Below are 23,273 nucleotides of genomic sequence, written 5' to 3'. Positions count from 1 at the left end.
AATCAAGAAAACCCGTATTTTCATGTATCAAGTACAATTTCCCGCCCTAACGGAAAATTGTCCGATCCAATGAGACTGGTAACTATGAAACCAACGTCGGTGATCATTATGGATACTCATCCTATCATCAGAATGTCTATTGAAGTTCTGTTGCAAAAAAACAATGAATTGCAAATTGTCCTGAAAACGGATGATTATCGCATAACCATCGATTATCTCCGAACCCGTCCTGTTGATTTAATCATTATGGATATAGACTTGCCCGGAACAGACGGTTTTACCTTCCTGAAAAGGATCAAACAAATCCAGAGTACAGTGAAAGTATTATTTTTATCATCGAAATCAGAATGCTTTTATGCTGGCAGAGCGATACAAGCTGGTGCTAACGGTTTTGTCAGTAAATGCAATGATCAGAATGATATTTTTCATGCCGTTCAGATGATCCTCTCCGGATACACTTTTTTTCCCAGCGAAACGCTCAACTATATAAAAAGCAATAAATGTAGTACGAATAGTTCAACGGTCACTGTGCTATCTAATCGTGAAGTAACCATATTACGTTATCTGGTTAGCGGATTATCTAATAAAGAAATTGCCGATAAGTTATTACTTAGCAATAAAACAGTTAGTGCACATAAATCTAATATTTATGGCAAGCTAGGTTTGCATTCAATTGTAGAGCTTATCGACTACGCCAAATTATATGAATTAATATAATATTAATTATAATTGATCATAAATATCGCATCCGCTTTCGCCACACCAGGCTGAACACCGCTGGCTAACGCTCGATAATTGGCAAAAAAGTTTAGTGTGACATTGCCATTTGCATCAACTTCCTCAGTCGAGCTCGCCTCCCCCAGTGCGAGCCGGGAGCGATCGCTATTACGTAATTCGATGGCGACGGTTTGTGCCATTGCGGGATCATCCAGAGCCAGCAGGTTGGCATCAGATGCCGGCGTTCCCGTAAATAAAATCGCAACTGAACCCGGAGGACATCCCTCCAGCCGCAGGCTAAAAGGGACGAGTGCCGTGGTATCGCCAGCGCTCAGTAATTGTGTCGTAGGCCATCTGCCTAAATCTACCGTCTTATCCTTATCCGCTGTGTTTACGGTACAGGAGAAATCAACAACGTTACCGTGCAAATTGATATTAATCGTTCCTAAAGGGTCAACTGCCCATCCACTGGAACTCCACAGTAGCCCGCAGAAACAGCTAAAGAGTACTCTTCTCATTCTCCGTACCTCATTGATAATCGACGCGTAAATACCCCAGCGCGCTAAACGGCCCTTCGGTCGGTTTTTGACCGGTAATACTGATAGGCCAGGCGCGAAGTGTGACATTGGCTGCCGCAGCTGCATCCAGACGGAAAGGAATAACGCTATTGAGATCGTTAGGCGTGATCGGCGTATCGTTCTGATCGGCCACAATAAAACCTAAATCCTGATTGTCCGACACCATCGCCTGACCAGAAACGGCACTGGCTTCCAGACGCATTGTTAAATAAGCCTGCGCAGCAACATTCGTACATTTGATCGCAATGCTCTTGGTTTGCGGCATGACACCAGCTGGTCGATTCCCCGGCCCTGCCGCACTAAATAACGATGCGCCGATATCACCAAAATCAAATTCAACAATTTGCCCGGCATTTAATTCGCAGTTTTGCGGTACTTCAACCCGGCCACCAAAACTAATGGTATAAACAGGTGTAACCAACGGATCGTTAGGCGTTGATGTCACATACACGGTAAACATCACCTGTCTGGGGATCTCCACCATGTTAATAAAGGGACGAATAACCTTTAAACGAAATATCAAACGAGAATCCATCACCCCGAACGGAAGGTTTTGCGAAACGTTAGGATCTGTTCCCATACGAATATAATTTTGCGGAGGGAATTGAATATCCATCACGCTATCAACCAGACTCATCGCACCTAATAGATAATCATTTAATTGCATATATTTATAATTATCGATAGTTTCCTGAACAATAAAGTTGGTGACATAACTACGGTATGTATAATTCACCAGCGTGCCGGGTGGACAAATTGCTGATACACCTACCCAGCCGGATTTTTCCGGTAAAACAACAATCTGCCCTGGCTGGTTATTGGTGCTATTAAAGACATTTGAGAGATCATAGTGTTCATCTTCTGCTACGCCAGTACTATTTGCACAAACAGTAGCCCAGGATATGTTTGCCAGACACAAACATGCCATTGCCAATAATAATCTGCAGATTATCTTCATTGATAATTTCCTTTATGAGCCAGGATGTGTGCAAACTGCCGAAATAACAGTGACGGCTTGCTGTAAGCTTTGCTTCGGCAATACATAGTGCGCTATGCAGCGTGAGTTCGCGCCGTCTCCCCACTGAACCAGTAATTCACCAGACAATGGCGCACCGCTTAAATAAACTTGCCCGTCATCACCCACCATACTGGTTATTCCGGTACTGTTTTCCCGTACCGGTGATCCAAACGGCACCGGTTTTCCGCCCTGGGTAACGGTAATGAGCGCCCGCACGCCTATGCGGGTATCAAAATTGGCACGAACCAACGCGCCTTGCGTCGGCACAACGCTGCTAATATTTTTTTCAACATCGATGGAGTTCCCCATCGTATTGGTATCAAGCGCGATACGGTTATACCGATAAACCGTGGCATACGGCATCACCGCATAGCCGCGCCAGTCGGTTAAAATTCCAGTTTGATTTTCAATGCGTACACCTCCTGCGCCTGGCGCTTTAATCAAAACATTGGTATCCCCTAAAGGCTGGCTCAGCGTTATACCATTTTCATGCCCGACCACACCGCCAGACAGCTGCCAGTTAACGTCATGTTGATCGCGGTCGTAGTTATACCCGACCCCCAGCGTACCGTAAGCGGCCTGCCAGTTTGCCGTGGCGCTGCCCGTATACCCATTATTCGAGGTATCGCCCTGGCTTACGTGATAACTCAGGTTGTGGCCTTCCAGTAAGGTCCCACCAACGCCTGCCAGCCAGTTATTTTGCCCGTTGCTGTTACGGTTGGCGTTAAAGGAGGCATAAGCGCGGTCGAGCGCATTTTCCCGGGTGTAGCGACGTTTGGTCAGAACATTGAAAGGCACTGAAACATTAAGTCCGACAATACGTTCGTTATCGGGGATCCCTACAGATTCATTCCACGAAAATGAGAGTGAATAACTGATGCCAACCCAGCTGCTGGTATACCCCACCTGATACCAGGTATCTGAATCCGAAGTATTCCAGTATTTTTGATGGGTACCAGAAATATAAAGCGAGCCAAAGTCATTAAGTGATTGTGAAATATTTAACTGCAAACGGTCTTTACGACTAAAGCGTAAATTGTGGTAATTCACGATTATCGGTTCATCGCGATGCTCACCGTCATAATCGTAATCATATTCGTACCCCTCCATTCGACGATACGCAACATCATCAAGGGTATAAAAACCTTGTGTCGAATAGCGGTAACCCATTAACTGAAAATTGGTGCCGAAAGTGTTCATTGATTTCGCATAGAGGAAGCGAATGGAATCCCCCTCATGACGACTGTCGTCGGCTAACTGACTGCGCGCATGCGTTACATCCAGCGACACTGCGCCCCAGTTCCCGAGGTTGCGCCCCAGCCCTAACAAAAAGGCGGTGTAATTTGCAGATAATTGCGTCCCGCCGTAGGCAGTAAATTCCTGTGGTAAACCGCCGAGTGCCGTGCCCTGAAAAAAGAAAGGCGACGATTGCTGACTATTACCGCTACGAAAATCGCCCGCCGTCAGGTCAAATTTGAAACGCCCTTCGCGTTGTAAAATTGGCACTGTTGAATACGGAATAGTGTAATTCTGCTGATTACCATCGCGCTCGTCGATGGTGACGTCCAGATCGCCATTTGAAGATGTCGGGTGCAAATCTGTAATTTCAAAAGCACCGGGGGAAACATAGCTTTGATAGATAATAAAACCATTTTGCCGAATCGTTAGCTGGGCCGCCGTACGGGCAATCCCACGTACCGTTGGAGCAAACCCCTGCTGGCTATCAGGATACATATTATCGGAAGAATAAAGCCGTACACCTCGAAATCCAACGCCATCGAAAATATCACTCCCTGTATTACCGTCTCCCATTACCAGTTCACTTTTCAGCGGAATAATGGCGCGCTGTACCCAGGTGCCAATATTATTCCACTGTTCTGAATGATATCCATTTCCGCGAAAATAGTTCCAGGAACCATTGTTGCGTAAACGCCACGGGCCAATATTAATCCCGCTGAGTTCACTAAAAAAATAGCTATCGTTACCATTACCTCTGTTACCGGTGAAATTATAATTCAGGAGTAAAGCAGGAATACCTTCATCCCACTCTTCAGGCGGAATGTAACCGTGAGCGCTACTCAACAACGCTATCTGAGGAATAGTGATGTTCAGGCGCATCGCTGCAAAATCAAAGTTAATTGTGGCATCAGGTACAGCTTTCAGTAAATTGATGCATTTATTATTTTGCTGCTGGGCTAACTCGGGGAATGCACTGCTATTAAGGCCAATTCGTTCAAGGAGTGCCTGGTTAAAACAAGGCATTAACCCACCTGATTTATCACCTGTATTTACTGTCGTCGATTCAAATACGATATCCTGTGAACCAATGAACTCATCATTACGCCAGAGATCCACCCGATACACGCCCGCAGGTTGATGATTACCTCTCTCAAAGCGCGATAAATCAGCAACGGATGTGCCATTCTCTAATAAAAATGCCGGGTTGAAATAACTTTCCGCATAGCTTAAAAAGGAGGGTAAAATGGCAAGAGATGAATAACAAATTCCGGCCAGACACCAGGTATACCTCTGCGGAATATCCGTAGTAGTGGGTATTTTCATAATTAGCTCTGATATTGTCAGATGATTCGGTTAGTTTAAGTTCACTTCTCTGACCGGGGTTACTGAACCATAATCATTAACGGTCTGAAATTTCAGCTTTCCCTGCACTCCTGAGGGTAAGGGAATTTGTGAATTAACTCTGGGTGCAGCCATAGCATTCCCCAGTTTTTGGCTGCCCACTTGCAAGTTAACCAGGGTGACATAAAAAGGTGATGGATTATGAACATTGATATAGTTACCGGATCGCGAAAACTTGAGTGTGTCCGGCGCTTCTGCGGGTAATTCTTGTAATTGAATTGGACGGAGAAATAATTTCATGCGCGATAAAATCGCCAGTTGCAAAACATTCCTGCCGTTCAATGCATTTTTATCTACCGAAGGGATCGTCTTAACATTCATCCAGAACAGAGACTCACGATCTGCCGCCAGCGGTGGACCGGTGTAAATAATACGCAAAGTATTTTCGCTTTTGGGTTCACTAACAAACAGTGGCGGTGTAATGATGAATGACTTTTCTTTTACACCGCTGCTGTTTTCAATCCACGAATTGACCAGAAAGCGCTCATTGGTATGGCTATTTCTGATCCATACCGCAGTCTGTTTAGCATCAGCGGGATAAATAATACGCGTGGCACCTAATGCGATCCCTCCGGCAGCATGGGCGCTGGTCGAAATGATTAAATAAAATATAATGAGCATCAATAACTTTATTTTAGTCATCATAGTTAATACGCCTTGTGTATTCCTGACGGCAAAAATAAGGAGTATAAAGAAATGATTGCTTTGGTTTCTTACACACATCATTCCCTTTTCATTTAATAAAGCGGCATGATACAAAGTGAACATGATTTCGATTTACATTGCCACCATACCGCTTCAGACAACCGGTACATTACTTTGTTATAAGACGTGATATATAATTCAAAACAACGTGGTTTTGATTATTCGTATCTCATAATAAAAGTCGCGTCAGCATTTGCTTGCCCTGCTGATGCACTTGTACCGGTGCCTTTATAACGTGCAGAAAAATGAAGAACGTTGGTCCCGGGGATCAAGTTCTGGTTGGTTGAGAAGCTATTCCCATCAGGTTTGAGAATTGCGGATGTATTATCAAGTATTTCAATACCGACACCCGTTGCTGTTGTTGTATTAGTACTGGATGCAATGGCCAATAAATTATCATTGATTGCATCCGCCTGACCAGAAAATGCAACGGCAGCATTAGCGGCAACGACAGGATCGCAGTCGTTCAACTGTATAGTGAATGGAATTAATGCAGAGGTATTACCAACAGCATTGAAAATATCGGTACGATATTGACCGAGTGTGACAACCTGGTCTGCCGAGTCAGTATTCACTGAACAGGCAGCATTCACCAGTTCGCCTTCAAAGTGAATTGTACCGCCATCTACAACGGCAGCATAACTACCCGTAGCGGCGAATAGTGCGGCAGCCAGCGCAGACGAAATAAATCTTAATTTCATATATATTCCTTCAATCTCATTTATCGACTCCACATCCGTATATAACCGATTACTTTATTTAAGACACTGATAGTAGTAAAATTCCTTTTTATCCTCTAAGAATGTCTTAATTGAAAATATGCACTCTATTCTAAAAAATAGAGAGCCCCGTTAGATGAATATTTCCGCGCAAAATATATTCAACACAAATATAGACCTGAAGCGGTAAATTACCAGGCTGAAAATTCTTTTTATATTGTCAGGTATTTCTTAAATTATCTTAATCCTTAGACAAGGAAATAAATCAGTTCCAGATTTACAACGTCATCATGGACGAAAAATGAAGCTTTCAATCTCAGCGACGGTGCGCCTCACCTTCGCAAGAGGTCGCTTCACGCGATAAATCTGAAACGAAACCTGACAGCGCGCCCCGCTTCTGACAAAATAGGCGCATCCCCTTCGACCTACGTAACAGATGGAATCCTCTCTCTGATGGCAGCAAAGATTATTGACGGTAAAACGATTGCGCAGCAGGTGCGCTCTGAAGTTGCTCAAAAAGTTCAGGCGCGTATTGCAGCCGGACTGCGGGCACCAGGACTGGCCGTTGTGCTGGTGGGTAGTAACCCTGCATCGCAAATTTATGTCGCAAGCAAACGCAAGGCTTGTGAAGAAGTCGGGTTCGTCTCCCGCTCTTACGACCTCCCAGAAACCACCAGCGAAGCGGAGCTGCTGGAGCTTATCGATACGCTGAATGCCGACAACACCATCGATGGCATTCTGGTTCAACTGCCGTTACCGGCGGGTATTGATAACGTCAAAGTGCTGGAACGTATACACCCGGACAAAGACGTAGACGGTTTCCATCCTTATAACGTCGGTCGCCTGTGCCAGCGCGCGCCGCGTCTGCGTCCCTGCACCCCGCGCGGTATTGTCACGCTGCTTGAGCGTTACAACATTGATACCTTCGGCCTCAACGCCGTGGTGATTGGCGCATCGAATATCGTTGGCCGCCCGATGAGCATGGAACTGCTACTGGCAGGTTGCACCACCACCGTGACTCACCGTTTCACTAAAAATCTGCGTCACCACGTAGAAAATGCCGATCTACTGATCGTTGCCGTCGGCAAGCCGGGCTTTATTCCTGGTGACTGGATCAAAGAAGGCGCAATTGTGATTGATGTCGGCATCAACCGTCTGGAAAATGGCAAAGTTGTGGGCGACGTGGTGTTTGAAGACGCGGCTAAACGCGCCTCATACATTACGCCTGTTCCCGGCGGCGTTGGCCCGATGACGGTTGCCACGCTGATTGAAAACACGCTACAGGCGTGCGTTGAATATCATGATCCACAGGGTGAGTAACATGGCGACATTTTCTTTAGGTAAACATCCGCACGTTGAGCTGTGCGACTTGCTGAAACTGGAAGGCTGGAGCGAAAGCGGCGCACAGGCGAAAATCGCGATTGCCGAAGGCCAGGTGAAAGTCGACGGTGCGGTTGAAACGCGCAAACGCTGCAAAATCGTCGCCGGGCAGACAGTGAGTTTTGCAGGTCACAGCGTACAGGTTGTTGCCTGATCCCTTTCCCGGCCTGTATCAACAGGCCGGTTCTCTTTTCAGACTTTTGCCCTCTACGCCCCGTTCATCCATGCTGATAGCATCGACGTTTTGCCGAAGCGATCATCATGCCAACCGTTATTACGCACGCCGCCGTTCCCCTATGCATTGGTTTAGGGTTGGGTTCGAAAGCCATCCCACCGCGTCTGTTATTTGCCGGAATCGTCCTGGCGATGTTGCCTGATGCCGACGTATTATCGTTTAAATTTGGCGTTGCTTACGGCAACATTTTTGGTCATCGCGGGTTTACCCATTCGCTGGTGTTTGCGTTTGTTGTCCCGCTGTTATGTGTGCTGATTGGACGTCGATGGTTCAGGGCTGGGCTGATTCGCTGCTGGCTGTTTTTAACCGTCTCGTTGCTATCGCACAGCTTGCTGGATTCGGTAACCACTGGCGGTAAAGGGGTTGGCTGGCTGTGGCCGTGGTCAGATGAACTCTTTTTCGCTCCCTGGCAGGTGATTAAAGTCGCGCCGTTTGCATTGTCTCGTTACACCACGCCGTACGGGCATCAGGTGATTATTTCTGAATTGATGTGGGTGTGGTTGCCGGGGATGCTACTGATGGGAATGTTGTGGTGGCGCAGACGATAACCGGATGCGAAAACTCGCATCCGGCAATAGCGCAATTACTTACGACGCCAGGTGGTCCCTTGCGGGCCATCTTCCAGCACGATCCCCATCTCGTTAAGACGGTCACGCGCCGCATCTGCCGCCGCCCAGTCTTTCGCTTTACGGGCATCCAGACGCTGTTGAATTAACGCTTCAATCTCAGCCACTTCGCTGTCGTCTGCCTGCGCACCGCTTTGCAGGAACGCTTCCGGTTCTTGCTCCAGCAGGCCCAATACGGCAGAAAGTTTACGCAGGTGAGACGCCATTGCATTCGCCGCTGCCATATCTTCTGCTTTCAGACGGTTTACTTCACGCGCCATATCAAACAGTACGGAATAGGCTTCCGGGGTGTTGAAATCGTCGTTCATCGCCTCGATAAAGCGCGCTTCAAACGCTTCGCCACCGGCAGGCGCAACGGTTTTGTCTGTGCCGCGCAGCGCAGTGTAGAGACGTTCCAGCGCCGCACGCGCCTGTTTCAGGTTCTCTTCACTGTAGTTCAACTGACTGCGATAGTGACCCGACATCAGGAAGTAACGCACAGTTTCCGCATCGTAGTATTTCAGCACGTCACGCACGGTGAAGAAGTTACCCAGCGATTTGGACATCTTCTCGCGGTCAACCATCACCATACCGGAATGCATCCAGTAATTCACATACTGGCCATCGTGCGCACAGGTGGACTGGGCAATTTCGTTCTCGTGGTGCGGGAACATCAGGTCAGAACCGCCGCCGTGGATATCAAAGTGGTTACCCAGCTGCTTGCAGTTCATTGCCGAACACTCAATGTGCCAGCCAGGACGGCCCGCGCCCCACGGAGACGGCCAGCTCGGTTCGCCCTCTTTCGACATCTTCCACAGAACGAAGTCCATCGGGTTGCGTTTGTCGTCGACCACGTCAACGCGCGCGCCTGCCTGCAGCTGGTCGAGATCCTGACGCGACAGCACGCCATAAGTTGGATCGGTCGGGACGTCGAACATCACGTCGCCGTTGTCCGCCACATAAGCGTGACCTTTGGCGATCAGTTGTTCAGTGAGTTCAATAATTTCTGCGATATGGTGCGTCGCGCGCGGCTCCATATCCGGGCGCAAAATGTTCAAAGCATCAAAATCTTTGTGCATTTCGGCGATCATGCGATCCACCAGCGCCACAAAGCTTTCGCCATTTTCATTGGCGCGTTTGATGATTTTGTCGTCGATATCAGTAATGTTGCGCACATACTTCAGCTTATAGCCGAGGAAACGCAGGTAGCGCGCGACCACGTCAAAGGCAACAAAGGTACGCCCGTGACCGATATGACAGAGATCGTAAACGGTGATTCCACACACGTACATGCCGACTTCCCCGGCGTGAATAGGCTTAAATTCCTCTTTTTGGCGTGTCAGAGTATTGAAGATTTTTAGCATCGAAGATTCCGTTTAGACATGTGTGGGTAATTGAGTTGCGTATAATACCCATATTTCCCGCGCGAATCAGCATACATTGCGTGATGATCCGATCGTGCGGTTATGCTATAACACCCCCCTATATATGACCCGAACCGGGTTGAAGCACCAATCAAACGGAACAGGATGCAAAAATGGTTACTTTCCACACCAATCACGGCGATATTGTCATCAAAACTTTTGACGATAAAGCACCTGAAACAGTTAAAAACTTCCTGGACTACTGCCGCGAAGGTTTTTACAACAACACCATTTTCCACCGTGTAATCAACGGCTTTATGATTCAGGGCGGCGGTTTTGAACCTGGCATGAAGCAAAAAACCACCAAAGACCCGATCAAAAACGAAGCCAATAACGGTCTGAAAAATACCCGTGGTACGCTGGCAATGGCCCGTACTCAGGCACCGCACTCTGCAACTGCACAGTTCTTCATCAACGTAGTTGATAACGACTTCCTGAACTTCTCTGGCGAAAGCCTGCAAGGTTGGGGTTACTGCGTGTTTGCTGAAGTGGTTGAAGGCATGGACGTGGTAGACAAAATCAAAGGTGTTGCAACCGGTCGTAGCGGTATGCACCAGGACGTGCCAAAAGAAGACGTTATCATTGAAAGCGTGACCGTTAGCGAGTAATCGTGGCGACACTCTTTATTGCAGATCTTCATCTCTGCGTGGAAGAACCGGCGATCACCGCCGGTTTTCTGCGTTTTTTAGCGGGGGAAGCCCGCAAGGCCGACGCGCTGTATATTCTTGGCGATCTGTTTGAAGCGTGGATTGGCGACGACGATCCCAACCCACTCCATCGCCAGATGGCGGCAGCGATCAAAGCGGTGTCCGATTCCGGCGTTCCCTGTTATTTCATTCATGGCAACCGTGATTTTCTGCTCGGCAAACGCTTTGCCCGTGAAAGCGGCATGACGTTATTGCCGGAAGAAAAGGTGCTCGAACTTTATGGTCGTCGGGTGTTGATTATGCATGGCGACACGCTGTGCACCGATGACGCCGGTTATCAGGCTTTTCGCGCCAAAGTCCACAAGCCGTGGCTGCAAACGCTATTCCTCGCCCTGCCGTTGTTTGTGCGCAAACGCATTGCCGCGCGAATGCGAGCGAACAGCAAAGAAGCCAACAGCAGTAAATCGCTGGCGATCATGGACGTTAACCAAAACGCGGTGGTCAGTGCGATGGAAAAACATCAGGTGCAATGGCTGATTCACGGGCATACCCATCGCCCGGCAGTACATGAACTTATCGCCAATCAGCAACCTGCTTTCCGCGTCGTGCTGGGTGCCTGGCATACGGAAGGTTCAATGGTGAAAGTCACGGCGGATGACGTTGAGCTGATTCATTTTCCGTTTTAAATACCCGCAACTTTGCTGATTTCACAGCCACGCAACCGTTTTCCTTGCTCTCTTTCCGTGCTATTCTCTGTGCCCTCTAAAGCCGAGAGTTGTGCACCACAGGAGTTTTAAGACGCATGTCTTCCCGCAATAATCCGGCGCGTGTCGCCATCGTGATGGGGTCCAAAAGCGACTGGGCTACCATGCAGTTCGCCGCCGAAATCTTCGAAATCCTGAATGTCCCGCACCACGTTGAAGTGGTTTCTGCTCACCGCACCCCCGACAAACTGTTCAGCTTCGCCGAAAGCGCCGAAGAAAACGGTTATCAGGTGATTATTGCGGGCGCAGGCGGCGCGGCGCACCTGCCAGGTATGATTGCCGCCAAAACGCTGGTGCCGGTGCTGGGCGTGCCAGTACAGAGCGCCGCACTGAGCGGTGTCGATAGTCTCTACTCCATCGTACAAATGCCGCGCGGCATTCCGGTGGGTACGCTGGCGATTGGTAAAGCTGGCGCGGCAAACGCGGCGTTACTGGCAGCACAAATTCTTGCGACTCATGATAAAGAACTGCACCAGCGTCTGAATGACTGGCGCAAAGCCCAGACTGACGAAGTGCTGGAAAACCCGGACCCGCGAGGTGCGGCATGAAACAGGTTTGCGTCCTCGGTAACGGGCAGTTAGGCCGTATGCTGCGTCAGGCAGGCGAACCGTTAGGCATTGCTGTCTGGCCAGTCGGGCTGGACGCTGAACCGGCGGCGGTGCCTTTTCAACAAAGTGTGATTACCGCTGAGATCGAACGCTGGCCGGAAACCGCATTAACCCGCGAGCTGGCGCGCCATCCGGCCTTTGTGAACCGCGATGTGTTCCCGATTATTGCTGACCGTCTGACTCAGAAGCAGCTTTTCGATAAGCTCCACCTGCCGACCGCACCGTGGCAGTTACTTGCCGATCGCAGCGAGTGGCCTGCGGTGTTTGATCGTTTAGGTGAGCTGGCGATTGTTAAGCGTCGCACTGGTGGCTATGACGGACGCGGTCAATGGCGTTTACGCGCCGATGAAACCGAACAGTTACCGACTGAATGCTACGGCGAATGTATTGTCGAGCAGGGCATAAACTTCTCTGGTGAAGTGTCGCTGGTTGGCGCGCGCGGCTTTGATGGTAGTACCGTGTTTTATCCGCTGACGCATAACCTGCATCAGGACGGTATTTTGCGCACCAGCGTCGCTTTCCCGCAGGCCAACGCGCAGCAGCAGGCGCAGGCCGAAGAGATGCTGTCGGCGATTATGCAGGAGCTGGGCTATGTGGGCGTGATGGCGATGGAGTGTTTTGTCACCCCACAAGGTCTGCTGATCAACGAACTGGCTCCGCGTGTGCATAACAGTGGGCACTGGACGCAAAACGGTGCCAGCATCAGCCAGTTTGAGCTGCATCTGCGGGCGATTACCGATCTGCCGTTACCACAACCGGTGGTGAATAGTCCGTCGGTGATGATCAACCTGATTGGTAGCGATGTGAATTATGACTGGCTGAAACTGCCGCTGGTGCATCTGCACTGGTACGACAAAGAAGTCCGTCCGGGGCGTAAAGTGGGGCATTTAAATTTGACCGACAGCGACACATCGCGTCTGACCGCGACGCTGGAAGCCTTAATCCCGCTGCTGCCGCCAGAATATGCTAGCGGCGTGATTTGGGCGCAGAGCAAGTTCAGTTAATTGATGCTCATTTTCTTGCCGCATGCGGCGTGAACGCCTTATCCGGCCTACCGTTCCAACACCGACTGTAGGCCTGATAAGATGCGCCAGCATCGCATCAGGCATGGTGTGCCGATTGCCGGATGCGGCGTGAACGCCTTATCCGGCCTACCGTTCCGACACCGCCTGTAGACCTGATAAGACGCGCCAGCATCGCATCAGGCTAGATGTGCCAATTGCCTGGTGCCCATCACTACAGCGAAATACAGGTCCCCGCTTCGCCCGCCAGCGTCTCTTCAATTCGCGATAACGCCCCAATCCACGCGGGTTTACCACGGCTTCTGACATAGCCACTCACTGCCGTTACCTTCGGCCCCATCGAACCATCGGCTTTGGCAAGTGGCGCTAACTCATCCGGTGTGGCATGGCGAATGGCACGTTGCTGCGGCGTTCCCCAGTTTTCATATACCGCATCAGCATCGGTGAGGATCACCAGTCCATCGGCATTAATCTGCTCGGCGAGCAACGCAGCGGCGAGATCTTTATCAATCACTGCTTCACTCCCTACTCCGTCATCCGTCACAGGCACACCGCCGCCGCCACTGCAAATCACCACATGCCCCTCTTTGAGCAACAACTCGATGGCTTCGCTGTCGAGAATATTACGCGGTTGCGGAGACGCCACCACCCGGCGCAAATATTTACCATCACGTTTCATCTGCCAGCCGTAAGCAGCTTCCAGTGCCTCTTGTTCTTCTGGCTGATAAACCGGACCGATAAACTTCTCTGGCTGCAAAAACGCCGGATCATCAGGCGAAACCTCAATGCGCGTCAGCACCGTCGTGACAGGCGGCATCTGCGGCTGTGCGCTCAAGCTCTGCACCAGCATATAGCCAATCATCCCCTGGCTTTCCGCCACCAGCACATCCAGCGGATACGGTTCTACCTCTTTCCACGCCAGATTCTGTAACGCCAACAGCCCCACCTGTGGCCCGTTGCCGTGAACAATCGCCAGCCGATAAGAACGGGCCAGGCGCGCCAGCGCGGGTACAGCACTGGCAATATTGCGATATTGATTTTCTGCCGTCAGCGCCTCACCGCGCTGGAGTAAGGCGTTGCCCCCAAGAGCCACAACCAGTGTTTTCATGGTTTTCCTTGTAATAATTGTTGGCCAAGCCAGAACCCCAGCAGCGTATCGGCCCCTGACGTATGCCCCAGCGCCAGCAGCGAATCGATCGCCGCTGCGGTACGTTTCGGGCAACTCAGAGCATGAACAAAGTGCAGGAGTGGCGAGGCGAAATATCCTTGCGCGGCATAACGTAAATAACTGACGCTCACCGCTGTGGTAACGAGTTGAAGATTGTCGGAACAGGCAAAAAACGGGCGACCGGAGCGCGCATCTAAAGCGCCATAATACCAGGCCGCCAGCAGCATTCCGCTCAGCGTGTCATCATGACTTGGCGTTAATCCTGGGCCTTTACCCAGCCAGTGCCGCCAGTCGGTCTTAACGCCATTGAGCGCGGCCTGAAAACAGTGACGAAACTGGCGTAACTCAGCAGGCAGCGGATCGCTTGCCGCCATCGCCAGTGGCCCGAAAAGCCCGGTTTCCTCCGCGCGTTGCATCCATGCAGCTGCAAGCGGTTGAGGATGCGCAGGCGGCGTAATACGCAGCAAACAATAACGCTGTGGCTGTTTAACCGTGAAACGTCCGAGGCGAATGCCTTGAGCCACAACCTGTGGTCGTTCATTGCCGCATAATCCACCGCATAACGCATCGAATTGCGCGCGGCGAAGCACCCATCCTCCGGGGCCGAAACCACTCCCCTGACGATGCAGCGTTAACAGTTCGCCGCTTTCCGTCATCAGGTTAATCGCCCGCCGCCAGATGCCCGCTAACCGCCAGGACTGGCAATAATTCGGTGCACTACGGCTGGCAAGCAGAGGATGGATGATCGTCATTGCGCGTTCCTCAACCAATACCCATGCTTTCAGCCAGAGCTTCCAGCGCCTGTTCAAAGCACGCCAGCGGTGCCCGCACGGTGCCTGCACCAATCTGCCCGATCCCCGCCTCTTTATGGGCGATACCCGTATTGATGAGTGGTGTAATGCCGGTTTCTACCACGCGACGAATATCCAGCCCCAGACACGCGCCCTGGAAATCCCAGCCAGGGATCTGCAACTGCATATTGCGTTCAAGGAAGATTTCTGCCATCTCTTCAGATACTGCTCTGGCTGCTTCCATACCACCCGCACCGACAAAGCGTGTTACGCCAGGGGCGGCGATCATTGCCGCACCACCGATACCAAAGGTTTCGGTAATCGCGCTATCGCCCATATCCGGGTTCGCCTGCTCCTGCGAGAAGCCGGTGAAAAACAGACCTTGCGGAGTGTTTACAGGCGCAGTAAACCAGCGCTCGCCCAGCCCACTTACCCGAATCCCGAACATATTGCCGTTGCGGGTCATAGCCGTAACGATGCTGCCCGCGCGGATCATCGCGCCTGCATCCATCGCCGCCTTGCAATAGGCCATCGCGAGGTTGAGGAAGAACTGATCGGTCACGCTGAGGAAATCCATCACTTCCGCGATGTGCTGTTTATCGTGATTGAGGCGAGCAATTTGTGGGGCCAGCGCGCGCATCAACAGTGCTGAGGATGCAATGTTGCGCTGATGGAACTCATCGCCCATGGTAATGCCCTGTGCCATCATCGCGGTGAGATCGATACCGCGCTCCATGCGCCCCAGCGCCGCGCTTAATACTGGCATTAACACATCGCGCATCCAGCGATGGCGAGTCAGGACATCTTCGCCGTAAGCGCCAAAACGCATCACTTTGCCGATACCTTCGTTGAGGTTGCAGTAGGCCCGGTTGCCGTCGGTCACGTTCTCGACCACCAGCATCGGCATACTGGCAGAAGTAATGCCACCCATTGGCCCGACGGCATTCACATGGTGACAAGGAATGAAGTTCACTTCCCCCTGCTCCAGCATCGCCAGCGCCTGCGCTTCATCTTTCGCCCAGCCTTCGAACAGACATGCGCCCACGCACGCCCCTTTCATGGGTCCGGTCATCTCCTGCCAGCGCATTGGCGGCCCGGCGTGAAGCAGTGTTTTGCCCTTGTTTAGTTCGCTGATAAGTGAAGAAGCCGGTTGCACATCCAGCCAGTGTGGACGAGCGCGACGAATTTGTTCGATAACCGCAGCATTGGCTTGCGCCACTGATGTAAACATGGGAACCCCTTATTGCAAACGTTCTAATAAACGAGCCAGTTTTTTATTGCCGCCGGCGACTGGCGACCATTGGTAATGCACAACCGGTTTGCTGGCGCTTTGTAGCTCCAGCGCAAAGCTGCGTAATCCGATGTTAATCACGGCGACGTTTTCCAGTAATGACGGTGTGTGTTGCTGTGTGGCAGGCGAGAGCGGATGAATTAACGCCGCCGCCAGCAAGGTGGCTTCCGGTAGCGAACTCACTACCGCGATCCCCGCATCTTCCAACGTGGCGATTTGCTGCGCGCGGCATTGCGGGTCACGTTCAGTGCCTGTCACCGTGGCAATGGCATACAGTGGTTGATTGTCTGAACGCGCGGCACAGGCTTTTTGCCAGGCGCTCACCAGCGAGGCGGCAGGATCGGCGGTCGCACCGAAGCCAATCACGACATCAAGCAGCAACACGCGCACTTGCGGTTTAGCGCCGAGATCGGCAATTAACAGGTTGCGTAAGGTCGGGTCGATCATCGGATGGGGACGCCCGACGGTGTAAAAATCATCGCCCAGGTCGAGGATCTGATGTCCGTCGGCGTCCAGCATCATGCCATGTTGATGGGTATCGTCGGCTTCCACGCCAAGGTGTCCGGCAAGTAATCCCGCCGCTTCAGCAGCCAGCGTACCGCCGGTATACAAACCGCAAATAAATCCGCTGCTGACAGGCGCTATCGCGTTACGTCGCGCAGTGACGCGTGAAAGCAGACAAGCCAGGCGTGCGGCCTCATCCAGCGAGGAGGCAAACCAGACATTCTCGTCGCGGGCCACCGCCGGGGTATAACCTAAAAACAACGCCACCGTCGGTTTGCCAGTTGCTTTCATGGCATTAACAATTTTCAGACGCACAGCTTCGGCAGGTGGTTTTGAAACAAATGCCAGCACTTCGCTTTTCTCGTCTGCACTAAGCATTTCCAGCGCCGTTAGCGCACTGATGCCGCCCACTTCACGGCTGAGGTCGCGCCCGCCAAGGCCAATCGCATGAGTAATTCCCTCCCCTGCCAGCGCAATCTGTGAGCACAGCTCCTGAATCCCGGTACCGGAAGCGCCAATGACGCCAATGTTGCCTTCCGGCATCACGTTAGCAAAAGCCAGCGGCGTGGCGGCAATCATCGACGTACCGCAGTCCGGCCCCATCACCAGCAAGCCTTTTTCCCGCGCGCGGGTTTTAAGTTGGATTTCATCTTCCAGCGTGACGTTATCGGAGAACATCATCACGTTGAGGTTGCGATCCAGCGCCTGGTTCGCCAGCTCCGCCGCATACTCGCCAGCCACTGAAATCAGCGCCAGACTGGCATCGGGTAATTTCTGACAGGCACTGTCCCAACGACGCACCTGCGTCAACGCCTGGCTGCTGCCTGAACCCTGCGCCAGTTGTTTTAGCGCCTCTTCAAGCTGCTGCATAACCGCCTGCGCGATCCCCGCATCTGCCGCTTCGCTACGAATTGCCACGCAAATATCGTTCGGCGTGGCGTGATTAAAATCGTCATGCCAGAAACCTGTGGTATCTAATAACGCTTTATTGGCGGGCGTACCCATCATTACGGAAACATCATCAACATTTTCTGATTCGCTGAGTTTTCGTGAAATAATCATTAAACTGACCGAATCCTGAAAACACCCTTTTTTAATAAAGGCGTGGATCATAACAACTCCTTAAAAATTGCACCCATGGCAATTGCACGAGCAGTGTTAATGTGGCGATTACGGTATCGATGACAACGAGTAAATAAGGTGATGAATATCACACAGGGATTATTAACAAAAGAATTCAAATAACCGCCGGGCTATTACGCGTTATTTTTTAATAAGCGTGATTGTTTTAAAAACCAGGTTAAAAGCGAGCGGATTATCAAATAAATTCTAACTATATTTTTTTGCCTGTCTGGATCACATAATCCAGATATTTTCCCTGTATGTTAATTGCAGTCATGCTTCACATCGTCGTTAAAAAGGAAGACAGATGAAAATCAGTCGGGAAACACTCCACCAGCTAATTGAGAATAAACTCTGCCAGGCTGGGTTAAAACGTGAGCACGCTGCAACCGTGGCTGAAGTATTGGTTTACGCCGATGCCAGAGGGATCCACTCTCATGGCGCGGTGCGCGTGGAATACTACGCCGAACGCATTTCAAAAGGCGGCACCAACCGTGAACCGGAATTTCGTCTTGAAGAAACCGGACCGTGCTCGGCAATTTTACATGCCGACAATGCCGCCGGACAGGTCGCGGCGAAAATGGGTATGGAACATGCCATCAAAACCGCCCAGCAAAATGGCGTTGCGGTGGTCGGTATCAGCCGGATGGGTCACAGCGGCGCAATCTCTTATTTTGTACAGCAGGCAGCTCGCGCCGGGTTAATTGGCATTTCGATGTGCCAGTCCGATCCAATGGTGGTGCCGTTTGGCGGCGCGGAAATTTACTACGGTACTAACCCACTGGCCTTTGCCGCGCCGGGAGAAGGCGACGAGATCCTTACCTTTGATATGGCGACTACCGTACAGGCATGGGGAAAAGTGCTCGACGCCCGTTCGCGTAATATGTCTATCCCGGATACCTGGGCGGTCGATAAAAACGGTGCACCAACAACCGATCCGTTCGCGGTACATGCTCTGCTCCCCGCCGCTGGGCCGAAAGGGTATGGCCTGATGATGATGATTGACGTCCTCTCAGGCGTCTTACTCGGCTTACCGTTTGGGCGACAGGTTAGTTCGATGTATGACGATTTACACGCCGGGCGTAATTTGGGGCAATTACATATCGTTATTAACCCGAACTTTTTCTCCTCCAGCGAATTATTCCGTCAACATCTTAGCCAGACCATGCGCGAATTAAATGCCATTACCCCCGCGCCCGGTTTTAATCAGGTTTATTATCCCGGACAGGATCAGGATATTAAACAACGCAAAGCCGCCGTCGAAGGCATCGAAATTGTTGATGATATTTACCAGTATTTGATTTCCGACGCGCTTTATAACACGTCATACGAAACGAAAAATCCCTTTGCGCAATAATTATTGAGACAGGACTTTCTTATGATTACACATTTCCGTCAAGCTATAGAAGAAACGCTGCCCTGGCTTTCCTCTTTTGGCTCTGACCCAACGGGTGGAATGACCCGTTTACTTTATTCGCCGGAATGGTTGGAAACCCAGCAGCAATTTAAAAAAAGAATGGCAGCAAGCGGGCTGGAAACACGTTTCGATGAAGTGGGGAATTTATACGGTCGCCTGAGTGGCACCGAATATCCACAGGAAGTGGTTCTGAGCGGTTCGCATATCGATACCGTGGTTAACGGCGGTAACCTCGACGGACAATTCGGCGCACTGGCGGCGTGGCTGGCAATTGACTGGTTGAAAACGCAATACGGCGCGCCGTTACGTACGGTCGAAGTGGTGGCGATGGCAGAAGAAGAAGGCAGCCGCTTCCCGTATGTCTTCTGGGGCAGTAAAAATATCTTTGGGCTGGCGAATCCTGACGACGTGCGGAATATCTGTGATGCCAAAGGAAATAGTTTTGTCGATGCGATGAAGGCTTGCGGATTTACTCTGCCGAACGCCCCACTAACTCCGCGTCAGGATATTAAAGCCTTTGTCGAACTGCATATCGAACAGGGCTGTGTGCTGGAAAGTAATGGGCAATCAATTGGCGTGGTGAATGCAATTGTCGGGCAACGTCGCTATACGGTGACGCTGAATGGCGAATCAAACCATGCAGGCACCACGCCGATGGGTTATCGTCGTGATACGGTTTACGCTTTCAGTCGCATTTGCCATCAGTCGATCGAAAAAGCGAAAAAGATGGGCGACCCGCTGGTGCTGACCTTTGGCAAGGTGGAACCGCGCCCGAATACGGTAAATGTGGTGCCGGGGAAAACCACGTTCACCATTGATTGTCGTCATACCGACGCCGCCGTGCTGCGCAATTTCACCCAACAGTTAGAAAACGACATGCGGGCGATTTGCGATGAAATGGACATTGGTATTGATATCGATTTATGGATGGACGAAGAACCGGTGCCGATGAATAAGGAGCTGGTCGCCACCCTGACAGAATTGTGTGAAAGCGAAAAACTGAATTACCGGGTAATGCACAGTGGTGCCGGGCACGACGCACAAATTTTCGCGCCTCGCGTGCCGACCTGCATGATTTTCATTCCCAGCATCAACGGGATCAGCCATAACCCGGCGGAACGCACCAATATTACCGACCTTGCCGAAGGGGTCAAAACGTTGGCACTCATGCTTTATCAACTTGCCTGGCAGAAATAAGGAGTCATAAATGGGATATTTAAATAACGTCACCGGTTACCGCGATGATTTACTGGCTAACCGTGCGATTGTGAAACATGGTAATTTCGCGCTGTTAACCCCGGACGGCCTGGTAAAAAATATTATTCCGGGCTTTGAAAATTGTGACGCGACAATCCTCTCCACGCCAAAACTGGGTGCCTCTTTTGTTGATTATCTGGTCACACTGCATCAAAACGGCGGCAACCAACAGGGCTTCGGTGGCGAAGGCATTGAAACGTTCCTGTATGTGATCTCTGGAAATATCACTGCCAAAGCCGAAGGTAAAACATTTGCCTTAAGCGAAGGTGGCTATCTTTATTGCCCGCCAGGCTCCTTAATGACGTTTGTTAACGTCCAGGCCGAAGACAGCCAAATCTTTTTATATAAGCGTCGCTATATTCCGGTAGAAGGTCATGCGCCGTGGCTGGTTTCTGGCAATGCCAGCGAACTGGAACGCATTCATTATGAAGGCATGGACGATGTTATTCTGCTGGATTTTCTGCCCAAAGAGTTAGGTTTTGATATGAACATGCATATCCTCTCTTTTGCACCAGGTGCCAGCCACGGTTATATCGAAACCCACGTTCAGGAACACGGTGCCTATATTCTTTCCGGTCAGGGGGTTTATAACCTCGACAATAACTGGATCCCGGTGAAAAAAGGCGATTACATCTTTATGGGCGCTTATTCTTTACAGGCTGGTTATGGCGTAGGGCGTGGTGAAGCGTTCAGCTATATTTACTCGAAAGATTGCAACCGCGACGTAGAGATTTAAGTCATACCACTCGCCTGATTATTTTTAGCTATGTTGGATTTTGCCACGGTTTATTCCGTGGCTTTTTTTGCGGTAAATTCAGGTAAAAAACGGATGCGATATAAATCGCATCCGCTTTAAAGGTAATAGTCAGTTTTTAATTCCCTGACCTATTTTAATGGCGCAGGCAATATTTCGTGCGCTGTTGAAGAGATTGGTTTCACCGCTGGCGAGCACTTCGGCTAAAGGTGCCAGACGTGGCAAAATGCTGAACACCGCGTCAATGCCGTACTGGTGCACCACTTCCACGCCATCACCCAATACGCCAGCAATCCCAATCACCGGGACATTAAACTGCTTCGCCACCGACGCCACGCCCAGCGGCGCTTTACCACCTGCCGTTTGCGAATCGATGCGCCCTTCCCCGGTGATCACCAGCGCTGCACCCTGCACCGCCTGCTCCAGGTTGACCGCCCGCAGTACAATCTCAATACCCGGTTTAATATCCGCATTGAGGAATACCGCCGCCGCAATGCCCATACCGCCCGCCGCGCCGCCACCCGCCATCTGGCAGACGTTGATTTCAGTTAGCTGTTGTAAAACACGGGCGTAATTTTGCAGCCCCTGTTCCAGTTCTTCGACCATTTCCGGCGTTGCCCCTTTTTGCGGACCAAACACCGCCGCCGCGCCGCGTGCCCCTACCAGCGGGTTATCAACGTCACATGCTACTTCAATATGACAGTTCGCCAGACGCGGATCGCATTCATTCATCTCAATACTTGCCACCCGCGCTAAATTGCCGCCGTTAGCCGCCAGCGGCTGACCGTCGGCATCAAGGAAACGCACACCGAGCGCCTGCGCCATGCCCATACCGCCGTCGACCGTCGCACTGCCGCCAATGCCGAGAATAATATGGCGAATGCCGTTATCCAGCGCATGGCGAATTAACTCCCCCGTACCAAAACTGGAGGCCAGCAACGGATTACGCTTTTCAGGCGCGACCAGCATCAGGCCACTTGCTGCCGCCATCTCAATCACTGCCGTTTTCCCGTCGCCGGTAAGTCCATAAAAAGCATTCACTTTTTCGCCCATCGGCCCGCAGACTTCAAGCTTCACGATGTTACCGCCCGTCGCGGCGACCATCGCCTCCACCGTCCCTTCGCCGCCATCCGCTATCGGCAAACAGATATAGTGCGCATCGGGAAATATGGTCGAAAACCCGGCTTTAATTGCCTGACAACATTTTTCTGCACTTAAGCTCTCTTTAAAAGAGTCTGGCGCAATGACAATCTTCATTATCAATCCTTTTTCAACAAATTATTCGATGCGTTCCCACGGAATAAGATTATCCATAAGAACAGCCAGTAAAATTCCGACCAGTAAGCCGTTACTGAGCAGAGGACGAAGCGTTAATGGAAGGTCTTGCAGATACACAGGCGGTAATGCCATTAAAAATATGCCGACAAATAACGGCAATGCGAGTCGATAAATATTGCGAGCGGTAAACGTTATTTGCTGGCTAAACACCAGCGCGGAAAAGAGTAAAGGCAGATGGTAATGACTCCAACTTACTGATAGTGTTTTATGTTCAGATAATGCCCGATGACCTTGTCATGCAGCTCCACCGATTTTGAGAACGACAGTGACTTCCGTCCCAGCCTTGCCAGATGTTGTCTCAGATTCAGGTTATGCCGCTCAATTCGCTGAGTGTAACGCTTGCTGATTACGTGCAGCTTTCCCTTCAGGCGGGATTCATACAGCGGCCAGCCATCCGTCATCCATACCACGACCTCAAAGGCCGACAGCAGGCTTAGAAGACGCTCCAGTGTGGCCAGAGTGCGTTCACCGAATACGTGCGCAACAACCGTCTTCCGGAGCCTGTCATACGCGTAAAACAGCCAGCGCTGGCGCGATTTAGCCCCGACGTATCCCCACTGTTCGTCCAT

At 51.0% G+C, this 23,273-nt stretch carries 23 protein-coding genes and 1 pseudogene; 11 read left to right on the top strand and 13 right to left on the bottom strand.

Annotated elements, in window-relative coordinates; translation table 11 throughout:
* The first annotated feature begins 84 nt into the window (after positions 1-84).
* Positions 85-717: a fimbria biosynthesis transcriptional regulator FimZ gene (gene fimZ, locus ACJHWR_RS07135; RefSeq protein WP_000805414.1), complete on the top strand. Its 633-nt coding sequence runs from the start codon at positions 85-87 to the stop codon at positions 715-717.
* Between the two features lie 2 nt (positions 718-719).
* On the opposite strand, the gene sfmF is transcribed toward fimZ, so the two are convergent.
* The 5 genes from sfmF to fimA all read right to left on the bottom strand — a co-directional run bounded on the left by sfmF (position 720) and on the right by fimA (position 6,359).
* Positions 720-1,235, bottom strand: a complete 516-nt coding sequence (gene sfmF / locus ACJHWR_RS07130) for a fimbria assembly protein (protein WP_001255235.1) — start codon at positions 1,233-1,235, stop codon at positions 720-722.
* Positions 1,236-1,245: 10 nt separating this feature from the next.
* Complete coding sequence (gene fimH / locus ACJHWR_RS07125) at positions 1,246-2,253, bottom strand: type 1 fimbria D-mannose specific adhesin FimH (RefSeq protein ID WP_000691065.1); 1,008 nt, start codon at positions 2,251-2,253, stop codon at positions 1,246-1,248.
* A 12-nt stretch (positions 2,254-2,265) separates the two neighbouring features.
* Entirely contained in the window at positions 2,266-4,875 is a 2,610-nt protein-coding gene (locus ACJHWR_RS07120; protein ID WP_012311894.1) for a fimbrial biogenesis usher protein, read from the bottom strand.
* Positions 4,876-4,905: 30 nt separating this feature from the next.
* Positions 4,906-5,598 carry a type 1 fimbria chaperone FimC gene (fimC, locus tag ACJHWR_RS07115; RefSeq protein WP_000988384.1) on the bottom strand — a complete coding sequence of 231 codons (693 nt, stop codon included), beginning with the start codon at positions 5,596-5,598 and terminating at the stop codon, positions 4,906-4,908.
* 218 nt (positions 5,599-5,816) lie between these two features.
* The gene (gene fimA, locus ACJHWR_RS07110; RefSeq protein WP_000776555.1) at positions 5,817-6,359 is read right to left on the bottom strand and encodes a type 1 fimbrial major subunit FimA; all 543 of its coding nucleotides are present in this window, start codon (positions 6,357-6,359) and stop codon (positions 5,817-5,819) included.
* 471 nt (positions 6,360-6,830) lie between these two features.
* On the opposite strand from fimA, the gene folD reads away from it, so the two are divergent.
* From folD to ACJHWR_RS07095, 3 genes are all read left to right on the top strand, one after another.
* Positions 6,831-7,697, top strand: a complete 867-nt coding sequence (folD, locus tag ACJHWR_RS07105; protein ID WP_000729161.1) for a bifunctional methylenetetrahydrofolate dehydrogenase/methenyltetrahydrofolate cyclohydrolase FolD — start codon at positions 6,831-6,833, stop codon at positions 7,695-7,697.
* 1 nt (position 7,698) lies between these two features.
* On the top strand, positions 7,699-7,911 hold the full coding sequence (gene ybcJ / locus ACJHWR_RS07100) for a ribosome-associated protein YbcJ (RefSeq protein WP_000190288.1): 213 nt from the start codon (positions 7,699-7,701) through the stop codon (positions 7,909-7,911).
* A 107-nt stretch (positions 7,912-8,018) separates the two neighbouring features.
* A complete protein-coding gene (locus tag ACJHWR_RS07095) occupies positions 8,019-8,540 on the top strand; it encodes a metal-dependent hydrolase (RefSeq protein WP_001143518.1) in 522 nt (173 codons plus the stop codon).
* Between the two features lie 35 nt (positions 8,541-8,575).
* On the opposite strand, the gene cysS is transcribed toward ACJHWR_RS07095, so the two are convergent.
* Positions 8,576-9,961 (bottom strand): cysteine--tRNA ligase, encoded by a 1,386-nt coding sequence (gene cysS, locus ACJHWR_RS07090; RefSeq protein ID WP_000912352.1) that lies wholly within the window; start codon positions 9,959-9,961, stop codon positions 8,576-8,578.
* A gap of 173 nt (positions 9,962-10,134) precedes the next feature.
* Here cysS and ppiB point away from each other — a divergent pair, with 173 nt between their 5' ends.
* The 4 genes from ppiB (at position 10,135) to purK (ending at position 13,044) form a co-directional block, all read left to right on the top strand.
* Positions 10,135-10,629 carry a peptidylprolyl isomerase B gene (gene ppiB, locus ACJHWR_RS07085; RefSeq protein ID WP_000256006.1) on the top strand — a complete coding sequence of 165 codons (495 nt, stop codon included), beginning with the start codon at positions 10,135-10,137 and terminating at the stop codon, positions 10,627-10,629.
* A 2-nt stretch (positions 10,630-10,631) separates the two neighbouring features.
* Positions 10,632-11,354 carry a UDP-2,3-diacylglucosamine diphosphatase gene (gene lpxH, locus ACJHWR_RS07080; RefSeq protein WP_000212253.1) on the top strand — a complete coding sequence of 241 codons (723 nt, stop codon included), beginning with the start codon at positions 10,632-10,634 and terminating at the stop codon, positions 11,352-11,354.
* 116 nt (positions 11,355-11,470) lie between these two features.
* The gene (gene purE, locus ACJHWR_RS07075) at positions 11,471-11,980 is read left to right on the top strand and encodes a 5-(carboxyamino)imidazole ribonucleotide mutase (RefSeq protein ID WP_001295318.1); all 510 of its coding nucleotides are present in this window, start codon (positions 11,471-11,473) and stop codon (positions 11,978-11,980) included.
* Complete coding sequence (gene purK / locus ACJHWR_RS07070) at positions 11,977-13,044, top strand: 5-(carboxyamino)imidazole ribonucleotide synthase (RefSeq protein ID WP_000815534.1); 1,068 nt, start codon at positions 11,977-11,979, stop codon at positions 13,042-13,044. Before purE ends, purK begins: the two co-directional genes overlap by 4 nt.
* Before the next feature lie 232 nt (positions 13,045-13,276).
* Here purK and ACJHWR_RS07065 read toward each other — a convergent pair whose 3' ends face one another.
* The 4 genes from ACJHWR_RS07065 to ACJHWR_RS07050 are packed head-to-tail and all read right to left on the bottom strand — an operon-like array spanning position 13,277 to position 17,929.
* Positions 13,277-14,170 (bottom strand): carbamate kinase, encoded by an 894-nt coding sequence (locus ACJHWR_RS07065; protein WP_000855399.1) that lies wholly within the window; start codon positions 14,168-14,170, stop codon positions 13,277-13,279.
* On the bottom strand, positions 14,167-14,982 hold the full coding sequence (locus ACJHWR_RS07060) for a DUF2877 domain-containing protein (protein ID WP_012311617.1): 816 nt from the start codon (positions 14,980-14,982) through the stop codon (positions 14,167-14,169). Before ACJHWR_RS07060 ends, ACJHWR_RS07065 begins: the two co-directional genes overlap by 4 nt.
* A gap of 10 nt (positions 14,983-14,992) precedes the next feature.
* On the bottom strand, positions 14,993-16,252 hold the full coding sequence (locus ACJHWR_RS07055) for a DUF1116 domain-containing protein (RefSeq protein WP_000495396.1): 1,260 nt from the start codon (positions 16,250-16,252) through the stop codon (positions 14,993-14,995).
* Between the two features lie 9 nt (positions 16,253-16,261).
* Positions 16,262-17,929 carry an acyl-CoA synthetase FdrA gene (locus ACJHWR_RS07050; RefSeq protein ID WP_000580809.1) on the bottom strand — a complete coding sequence of 556 codons (1,668 nt, stop codon included), beginning with the start codon at positions 17,927-17,929 and terminating at the stop codon, positions 16,262-16,264.
* Positions 17,930-18,245: 316 nt separating this feature from the next.
* Between ACJHWR_RS07050 and allD the strand changes: the two genes are divergently transcribed.
* From allD to allE, 3 genes are read left to right on the top strand one after another with little or no spacing between them, the layout of a single operon-like run.
* Positions 18,246-19,295 (top strand): ureidoglycolate dehydrogenase, encoded by a 1,050-nt coding sequence (gene allD, locus ACJHWR_RS07045; protein ID WP_000703911.1) that lies wholly within the window; start codon positions 18,246-18,248, stop codon positions 19,293-19,295.
* Positions 19,296-19,316: 21 nt separating this feature from the next.
* On the top strand, positions 19,317-20,552 hold the full coding sequence (gene allC / locus ACJHWR_RS07040; protein ID WP_012311707.1) for an allantoate deiminase: 1,236 nt from the start codon (positions 19,317-19,319) through the stop codon (positions 20,550-20,552).
* A gap of 10 nt (positions 20,553-20,562) precedes the next feature.
* Entirely contained in the window at positions 20,563-21,348 is a 786-nt protein-coding gene (allE, locus tag ACJHWR_RS07035; RefSeq protein ID WP_000540951.1) for a (S)-ureidoglycine aminohydrolase, read from the top strand.
* A gap of 129 nt (positions 21,349-21,477) precedes the next feature.
* On the opposite strand, the gene glxK is transcribed toward allE, so the two are convergent.
* The 3 genes and pseudogenes from glxK to ACJHWR_RS07020 form a co-directional block, all read right to left on the bottom strand.
* Entirely contained in the window at positions 21,478-22,623 is a 1,146-nt protein-coding gene (gene glxK / locus ACJHWR_RS07030) for a glycerate 3-kinase (protein WP_012311668.1), read from the bottom strand.
* Positions 22,624-22,644: 21 nt separating this feature from the next.
* Positions 22,645-22,881 (bottom strand): annotated as a pseudogene (locus ACJHWR_RS07025) (uracil/xanthine transporter); the annotation flags it as partial.
* Between the two features lie 14 nt (positions 22,882-22,895).
* Positions 22,896-23,273: IS1 family transposase (locus tag ACJHWR_RS07020; protein WP_001513096.1), on the bottom strand; the 378-nt coding region annotated here is incomplete at its 5' end.

This window comes from Escherichia sp. WS568, assembly GCF_046486085.1.
Lineage (GTDB): Bacteria > Pseudomonadota > Gammaproteobacteria > Enterobacterales > Enterobacteriaceae > Escherichia > Escherichia coli.
Note: the sequence above shows the minus strand (reverse complement) of the source record. Positions and strands in the feature narration are given on the sequence as shown.